Source organism: Lonsdalea britannica (assembly GCF_946477055.1).
GTDB classification, from domain to species: domain Bacteria; phylum Pseudomonadota; class Gammaproteobacteria; order Enterobacterales; family Enterobacteriaceae; genus Lonsdalea; species Lonsdalea britannica_A.
The window spans coordinates 1-6,446 of the sequence record NZ_CAMKXG010000205.1 but is presented as its reverse complement, the minus strand read 5'-3'; the positions used below and the strand labels follow the sequence as shown (position 1 = coordinate 6,446).

Here is a 6,446-nt window from a genome sequence, read left to right as displayed (position 1 = left end):
GGCGATGCGGGGCGTTGATAACGGACTGGCAAGTCCGTTATCAACGCCCCGCATCGCCTTATCCGGCCGAGCGACCGGAGTCGCCGGTTTGGCTCCGCCGCATCACGCTGTCGGCCGGTTGGGGGCTGGTGCTGTTGGCGTTTGGCGTGCCGCTGTTGTGGCTGGCGCATCACTGGCTGACGACGACGGTCACCATTTGGACGCTGCCGCTGTTGCTGGCGACGATCAACAGCGTACTGGCGGCTTCGTGCGCGACGCTGATTTCGCTGGGGCTGGCGATGCTATATCTGTTCGACAAGCGGACCGCGGACAATCCTGCGTTTCGGCATCCGCTGCGCTGGCTGGGGTTCAATCGTGCGCTGCCGGGGAGCCTGGCGGGCATGGGCGTGCTGGTGGCGCTGATGCTGTTCGATTCGCGCGGCATGCCGCTGGCGATGGGCGTTTTGTCCGGATCGGTACTGATGTTGATCCTGGTCTATAGTTTGCGAGGCGCCAGCCTCATTATCGCCCCGATGCACCAGCAGTTACGTCAGCTGCCGCCCGGGATGAACGCGATGAGTCGAACGCTGGGCTATTCCACGGCGCAAAACGTGTGGCTGAATGTCTTTCCGTCTGTCCGCGGCACGCTACTTGTCGGCGCGCTGCTGGTCTGGAGCGAAAGCCTGCGCGAGCTGAACGCTTCGCTGCTGCTGCAGCGCGTTAACGTCGATACTCTGTCGACCTACGTGTTCGGCTTTGTCGAATCCGACCAACTGGCATGGGCCGCCGCGCCGGCGTTTCTGCTGGTGCTGCTCGGCGTGCCGCCGTTATTCGGACTTAATCGTCTGCTACAGAGGGAAGGATAAATTCCGCATGACCATGCCTGATATCTTGTCGGTGCGCGAACTGCACTGCGGCTACCCATCTCGTCCCGTCCTGGACGGCATCACCTTTTCCATTCATGAAAGTGAGCTGGTTTGCCTGCTGGCGGAAAGCGGGGAGGGCAAGAGCACGTTGCTCAAGGCCATCACCGGGCTGATTGCGCCGACGCAGGGCCAGATTGTGCTGGCGGGAACGCCCGTCAACGGCGAACCTCCGTCTTCCCAGTCTGTCGGGATGGTATTTCAGGATGACGCACTGTTTCCGCATCTGACCGTGAAGGAAAACGTCCGCTTCGGGATGCAGCACATCCCCGGCGAAGAGTCCCGCCGCGTACTGGAGGAGTCTCTGGCGCTGATGGGCGTGACGGATATCGCGCAGCGTTACCCGCATGAATTGTCGAAAGAGCAGTGCCTGCGCGGCGCGCTGGCCCGTACGCTGGCCTGTCGTCCCTCGCTTCTGCTGCTGGATTCACCGTTTACCGGGATAGATAGTCAGCATCGTTATCCGTTGCTGACGCAGCTGCGTCGATTGTTGAAGCAACGCCATATCGCGGCCCTGTTCGTGACCACCGAGAGAGAAGACGCCTTTGCCTTCGCCGACCATCTGATGCTGATGCGCAAGGGCCATCTGGTTCAGCAGGGCGTTTCCGCCGACCTATACTACCGACCAGTCAATCGCTACACCGCGGACTTCATGGGCTACGGCAACTATCTGCCGGTGAAAATTACCGGTGACAAGGACTGGAAGAGCTTTCTGGGCGAGCATCATGCGGCGCGCTCGCTGGGGCTGGAGTCGGGGATGATGCGAGACTGGCTGGTGCGTCCGCAGGAAATCGCGCTGGCGCTGGACCCTGAAGGCACGGCGGTGATAGAGGATCGCCTGTTTCTGGGAACGAATAACCTGTATCAGGTGAGAGTTGGAGATGACGTGCTGCAGGTCCAGACTAATAACTGGTTTGAGCCTGACCAGCCGGTCAGGCTCAGTATTCGTACCGAACAACCGGTCTTTTTCCCTCATCAAGAAGGCAAGACCGTGATTACAGGCCCGGCGGCCTAGGCACCTCGATGTAATCGCCTTCAACGGTGTGGCGGTAATAGCGTCCGTCTTTGACGTAAAAACGTTCGCCGTTGACGTCCAGTACCGTCATCGTGTTCGTGGTCTCAATGTTGTCCGGGTTGTCGACCACGACATAGCCTTCCTGATCCGGACGATAAAATATGCCGTTCAGTACGTAGTAGGTCAGTCCGGCGATCAGCACGGTCTCGACTCCCGGCGGCAGATGGTCGTAGTGAAAGCCGGGACCCGGGCCCGGGCCATGATCGTGACCATGCCACATATCCGGGCCGCCAGGCGCGGCAAAGGCCGCTGGCATGAGGCTCAGCACTGCGAAAGCTGTCACTAATCTTTTCATACGAAATTCCTGTGTTGCCAAGGGACGATCACATAAACCTAGCCGGTTTACTTATCCGCAGCGCCTTTTTGCGGTGCGGGCGGCGCTGGCGGAACTTCACGTACGCTCACGCTGACTTCATAGGTCTTGCCGTTGCCCGCAGGGACGTTGGAAACCAGTTTGTTCACGCCTGCGACGGGATCGTTAGTTTGCAGGGAGGCCTGATACAACGCTGGCGGCATCGGGTGGAACGGCGGATGGTGCGGCATACGGTCACGGTCGTTATCACCGTGGCCGTGGCCTTCCATCTGCGGCGCGCCCTGTTCCGGATGCGCAAAGGCGCTGGGCAGGGTCGCGAAAAGAGAGAACGCGGCGATGGCGGCAGCGATGCCATAACGTTGGGTTAATGTTTTCATCAATGCACCTCTTCAGTAGGGGGTAGCCCTATATAAGGGCATTCTCCGTCTGAGGGGCAACCCGCTTTACCCAGCTTTATACGGGCATAACACAATCCTGATTATTTTGTGTAAACGTTGCGGTCAACGCGGTTTTTTTAGCGATATTCCTACGATTGGACAGTACCTTAGCAGCCCGCTTTGAGGGCTGAGCATGAAAGCGCCTGTTAGTGGAAGGGGGCTTTTGCTATACTCCGCGGCCATATCTTCTGGTGCGCACAGGTCGCGTATTCAGCATCGGGGTATGGCCTGCGAGGCGATACAGAACACATCCTTTCAATGAGTTTTCAATATGATGAAACACACCGTCGACGTCATGATCTCCGAGCAGGACATCAAGGCGCGTGTAGCCGAACTCGGTCGCCAAATCAGCGCGCATTACCAGAACAGCCAGAGCGACATGGTGCTAGTGGGATTATTGCGCGGCTCGTTCATCTTCATGGCGGACCTGTGCCGGACGTTGGAAGTGTCTCACGAAGTCGATTTCATGACGGCGTCGAGCTATGGCAACAGCATGAACTCTACGCGTGACGTGAAGATTCTGAAGGATCTGGACGAAGACATTCGCGGCAAAGATGTGCTGATCGTGGAAGATATCATCGACTCCGGCAACACGCTGAGCCGAGTTCGCGAAATTCTGCAGCTGCGCGAACCGAAGTCCCTCGCCATCTGCACGCTGTTGGATAAACCGTCGCGTCGCGAAGTTGAAGTGCCCGTCGAATGGGTTGGCTTCTCTATCGAAGACGAATTCGTGGTGGGTTACGGCATCGACTACGCGCAGCACTATCGTCACCTGCCGTACGTCGGCAAGGTCGTGCCGGAGTAAGCTGGCCGCTTGTGCAAGCTAGAATGAAAAAGCCGCGCCAACAGCGATTGCTGAGCGCGGCTTTTTACTGCGATTAGTCTACCCGGGAAGATGACAGCAGTGAGGACATCGTACGGCGGTAGCGCTGTTCCAGCGATTCGCGACTGGTGGCGGTGACTTCCAGATCGCTCAGCCGACCGTCCTGAATACCGTAGACCCAGCCGTGGATCATCACCTTCTGGCCCCGTTTCCAGGCGGACTGCATGATGGTGGAGTGGCCGAGGTTATAAACCTGCTCTACCACGTTGAGTTCACACAGTTTGTTGAAGCGCTCTTCGGGAGGCAATTCTCCCAGCAGAGAGCTATGCTTGTACCACAGATCGCGGATGTGCAGCAGCCAGTTATTAATCAGCCCCAGCTCGGGGTTTTCCACCGCCGCCTGTACGCCGCCGCAGCCGTAGTGACCGCAGATGATGATGTGTTCTACTTCTAACACTTCGACCGCATACTGCACGACCGACAGGCAGTTCAAATCGGTATGGATCACCAGGTTGGCGACGTTGCGGTGAACAAAGAGCTCTCCCGGCTCCAGGCTGGTCAGGCTCTCCGCGGGAACCCGACTGTCCGAACATCCAATCCATAGAAAACGCGGGCGCTGCGCCTGAGCTAATCGTTCAAAATAACCCGGATCTTCCTTCACCATCTTTTCGGACCAATTCTGGTTATTAGCGATGAGCGTTTCGATTGTTTTCATGAAAGTAAATGACCTGTAACAACAAATGGCAGTGGAGTTAATATAGAGCAATCACTGGGGTTTTAACATTGAAAACTGACGTACACACTGACAATAAGGCATCCTTTTTCTTATGACGTATGCACTGGAACTAGCGAAATTAAGCAAGACCTACCCAGGAGGAGTCAAAGCGCTGCGAGGGATCGATTTACAGGTGGAGGCCGGCGACTTTTATGCGCTGCTCGGCCCGAACGGCGCGGGGAAATCCACGACCATCGGCATCATTAGCTCACTGGTGAACAAGACCTCAGGCAAAGTTAAAGTCTTCGGTTACGACATCGATCAGGACATCGTCAACGCCAAACGCCAGCTGGGACTGGTGCCGCAGGAATTCAATTTTAACCCGTTTGAAACCGTCTATCAGATTGTGACGCATCAGGCGGGATACTACGGCGTCGATCGTAAAACGGCGCAGCAACGCGCCGAGAAATACCTCAATCAGCTCGATCTGTGGGGCAAACGCAACGAACGGGCGCGCATGTTGTCCGGCGGCATGAAGCGGCGTCTGATGATCGCCCGCGCCCTGATGCATGAACCCAAACTACTGATCCTCGACGAACCGACGGCAGGGGTGGATATCGAACTGCGCCGGTCTATGTGGGGGTTCCTTAAGGAGCTGAACGGGCAGGGCACCACCATTATTCTGACCACGCACTACCTCGAAGAAGCGGAAATGCTGTGCCGCAATATCGGCATCATTCAGAACGGCCTGCTGGTGGAAAACACCTCGATGAAGCAGCTGCTCTCCAAACTGCAGTCGGAAACCTTCATTCTCGATCTGGCGTCAAAAAGCGCCTTGCCTCGTCTGGACGGCTATCAGCATCGGCTGGTGGACACGACGACGCTGGAGGTCGACGTGAAACGGGATCAGGGGCTGAACGGCGTGTTCAGTCAGCTGAGCGCGCAGGGCATTCAAATACTGAGCATGCGGAACAAGGCTAACCGGTTGGAAGAGCTGTTCGTCAGTCTGGTTAACCATCATGGAGAACATGCCAACGAGGAGAAAGCATGAGCAGGTTGTATTGGGTCGCATTGCAGAGTATCTGGACGAAAGAAGTGAATCGTTTTGCCCGCATTTGGGTGCAAACGCTCGTGCCGCCGGTCATCACCATGACGCTCTACTTCATCATTTTCGGTAACCTGATCGGCTCGCGCATCGGCGAAATGCATGGCTTTACCTACATGCAGTTCATCGTTCCCGGTCTCATCATGATGTCGGTCATTACTAACGCCTACGCCAACGTCGCGTCGTCGTTCTTCAGCGCGAAATTTCAGCGCAACATCGAAGAACTGCTGGTGGCGCCGGTGCCGACGCACATTATCATCGCCGGTTATATCGGCGGCGGGATGGCGCGTGGGATCTGCGTGGGGATTCTGGTGACCGCGGTGTCGCTGTTCTTCGTCCCGCTGCACGTGCATGCCTGGTGGATGATTGTGGTGACGCTGTTGCTGACCGCGATGCTGTTTTCGCTGGCCGGTCTATTGAACGCGGTGTACGCCAAAACCTTTGACGACATCAGCCTGATCCCGACCTTCGTGCTGACGCCGCTGACCTATCTTGGCGGAGTCTTTTACTCGCTCACGCTGCTGCCGCCGTTTTGGCAGTCCGTATCCCAGCTGAACCCGATTGTGTACATGATCAGCGGTTTCCGCTACGGCTTTCTCGGGATCAACGACGTTTCACTGACGTTGACGCTCGGCGTACTGGTGATCTTTATCGTCGCGTTTTATGCGCTGGCGTGGTGGCTTATCGAACGGGGTCGCGGCCTGCGCGGCTAATGTGTTCGCCCCCTTCGGGGGGCGTTTTTGATTATCGGCATCAACAAGTCAATTCCCTATGCACTTTCCATCCAGGACGGCAGCGCTAGGCATCGGTCTGGCGCTTCTGGCGTTGCTGACCGGCGCTGAAGCGTTATCGCGCTACGCTGAACCGTCTTCCGAATATCGAACGCTCATCCGCGACAGCCGTGTTTATGCTGCGATTGGCGACAGCATGACTGTCGTCGCAGAAATCAAACGCGGCGAGATCGTCCGGGTACGCCCCGGCACCCAAGAGCGCGCTGCGCTCGCTTTCGGCTTCGGCACCGGATTCATTGATAAACATGCGCTCGGCGCACCGGCCGACGGCCCTTCGGCACAAGA

At 57.2% G+C, this 6,446-nt stretch carries 7 protein-coding genes and 2 pseudogenes; 6 read left to right on the top strand and 3 right to left on the bottom strand.

The annotated features are described in order from the left end of the window. Both Q7O77_RS13110 and Q7O77_RS13105 read left to right on the top strand, forming a co-directional pair. Positions 1 to 845: pseudogene (locus Q7O77_RS13110) on the top strand (iron ABC transporter permease); the annotation flags it as partial. A gap of 7 nt (positions 846 to 852) precedes the next feature. Beyond that, positions 853 to 1,917, top strand: coding sequence for an ABC transporter ATP-binding protein (locus Q7O77_RS13105; RefSeq protein WP_304168042.1), 1,065 nt, complete (start codon positions 853 to 855; stop codon positions 1,915 to 1,917). Here the strand turns inward: Q7O77_RS13105 and Q7O77_RS13100 are convergent. Together Q7O77_RS13100 and Q7O77_RS13095 are read right to left on the bottom strand one after the other, a co-directional pair. Further along, positions 1,898 to 2,272, bottom strand: a complete 375-nt coding sequence (locus tag Q7O77_RS13100) for a DUF6515 family protein (protein ID WP_304168039.1) — start codon at positions 2,270 to 2,272, stop codon at positions 1,898 to 1,900. The two genes, Q7O77_RS13105 and Q7O77_RS13100, sit on opposite strands and share 20 nt — an antisense overlap. A 47-nt stretch (positions 2,273 to 2,319) precedes the next feature. Beyond that, positions 2,320 to 2,667 carry a hypothetical protein gene (locus Q7O77_RS13095; RefSeq protein WP_304168036.1) on the bottom strand — a complete coding sequence of 116 codons (348 nt, stop codon included), beginning with the start codon at positions 2,665 to 2,667 and terminating at the stop codon, positions 2,320 to 2,322. Positions 2,668 to 3,001: 334 nt separating this feature from the next. Between Q7O77_RS13095 and hpt the strand changes: the two genes are divergently transcribed. Next, a complete protein-coding gene (gene hpt / locus Q7O77_RS13090) occupies positions 3,002 to 3,532 on the top strand; it encodes a hypoxanthine phosphoribosyltransferase (protein ID WP_085651240.1) in 531 nt (176 codons plus the stop codon). Between the two features lie 73 nt (positions 3,533 to 3,605). Here the strand turns inward: hpt and can are convergent, their stop codons facing one another. After that, positions 3,606 to 4,265, bottom strand: coding sequence for a carbonate dehydratase (gene can, locus Q7O77_RS13085; RefSeq protein ID WP_085651203.1), 660 nt, complete (start codon positions 4,263 to 4,265; stop codon positions 3,606 to 3,608). Between the two features lie 112 nt (positions 4,266 to 4,377). Between can and Q7O77_RS13080 the strand changes: the two genes are divergently transcribed. From Q7O77_RS13080 to Q7O77_RS13070, 3 genes and pseudogenes are all read left to right on the top strand, one after another. Continuing rightward, the gene (locus Q7O77_RS13080) at positions 4,378 to 5,316 is read left to right on the top strand and encodes an ABC transporter ATP-binding protein (RefSeq protein ID WP_085651204.1); all 939 of its coding nucleotides are present in this window, start codon (positions 4,378 to 4,380) and stop codon (positions 5,314 to 5,316) included. Further along, positions 5,313 to 6,083, top strand: a complete 771-nt coding sequence (locus Q7O77_RS13075; protein ID WP_304168033.1) for an ABC transporter permease — start codon at positions 5,313 to 5,315, stop codon at positions 6,081 to 6,083. Before Q7O77_RS13080 ends, Q7O77_RS13075 begins: the two co-directional genes overlap by 4 nt. A 58-nt stretch (positions 6,084 to 6,141) precedes the next feature. Next, a pseudogene (locus tag Q7O77_RS13070) lies at positions 6,142 to 6,446 on the top strand (hypothetical protein); the annotation flags it as partial.

What these genes read in the sequence shown, in the direction of transcription:
- Q7O77_RS13105 (WP_304168042.1), top strand. Translation starts at nt 853, where the DNA reads ATGACCATGCCTGATATCTTGTCGGTGCGCGAACTGCACTGCGGCTAC.
- Q7O77_RS13080 (WP_085651204.1), top strand. Translation starts at nt 4,378, where the DNA reads ATGACGTATGCACTGGAACTAGCGAAATTAAGCAAGACCTACCCAGGA.
- Q7O77_RS13095 (WP_304168036.1), bottom strand. Translation starts at nt 2,667, where the DNA reads ATGAAAACATTAACCCAACGTTATGGCATCGCTGCCGCCATCGCCGCG.
- can (WP_085651203.1), bottom strand. Translation starts at nt 4,265, where the DNA reads ATGAAAACAATCGAAACGCTCATCGCTAATAACCAGAATTGGTCCGAA.
- Q7O77_RS13075 (WP_304168033.1), top strand. Translation starts at nt 5,313, where the DNA reads ATGAGCAGGTTGTATTGGGTCGCATTGCAGAGTATCTGGACGAAAGAA.
- Q7O77_RS13100 (WP_304168039.1), bottom strand. Translation starts at nt 2,272, where the DNA reads ATGAAAAGATTAGTGACAGCTTTCGCAGTGCTGAGCCTCATGCCAGCG.
- hpt (WP_085651240.1), top strand. Translation starts at nt 3,002, where the DNA reads ATGAAACACACCGTCGACGTCATGATCTCCGAGCAGGACATCAAGGCG.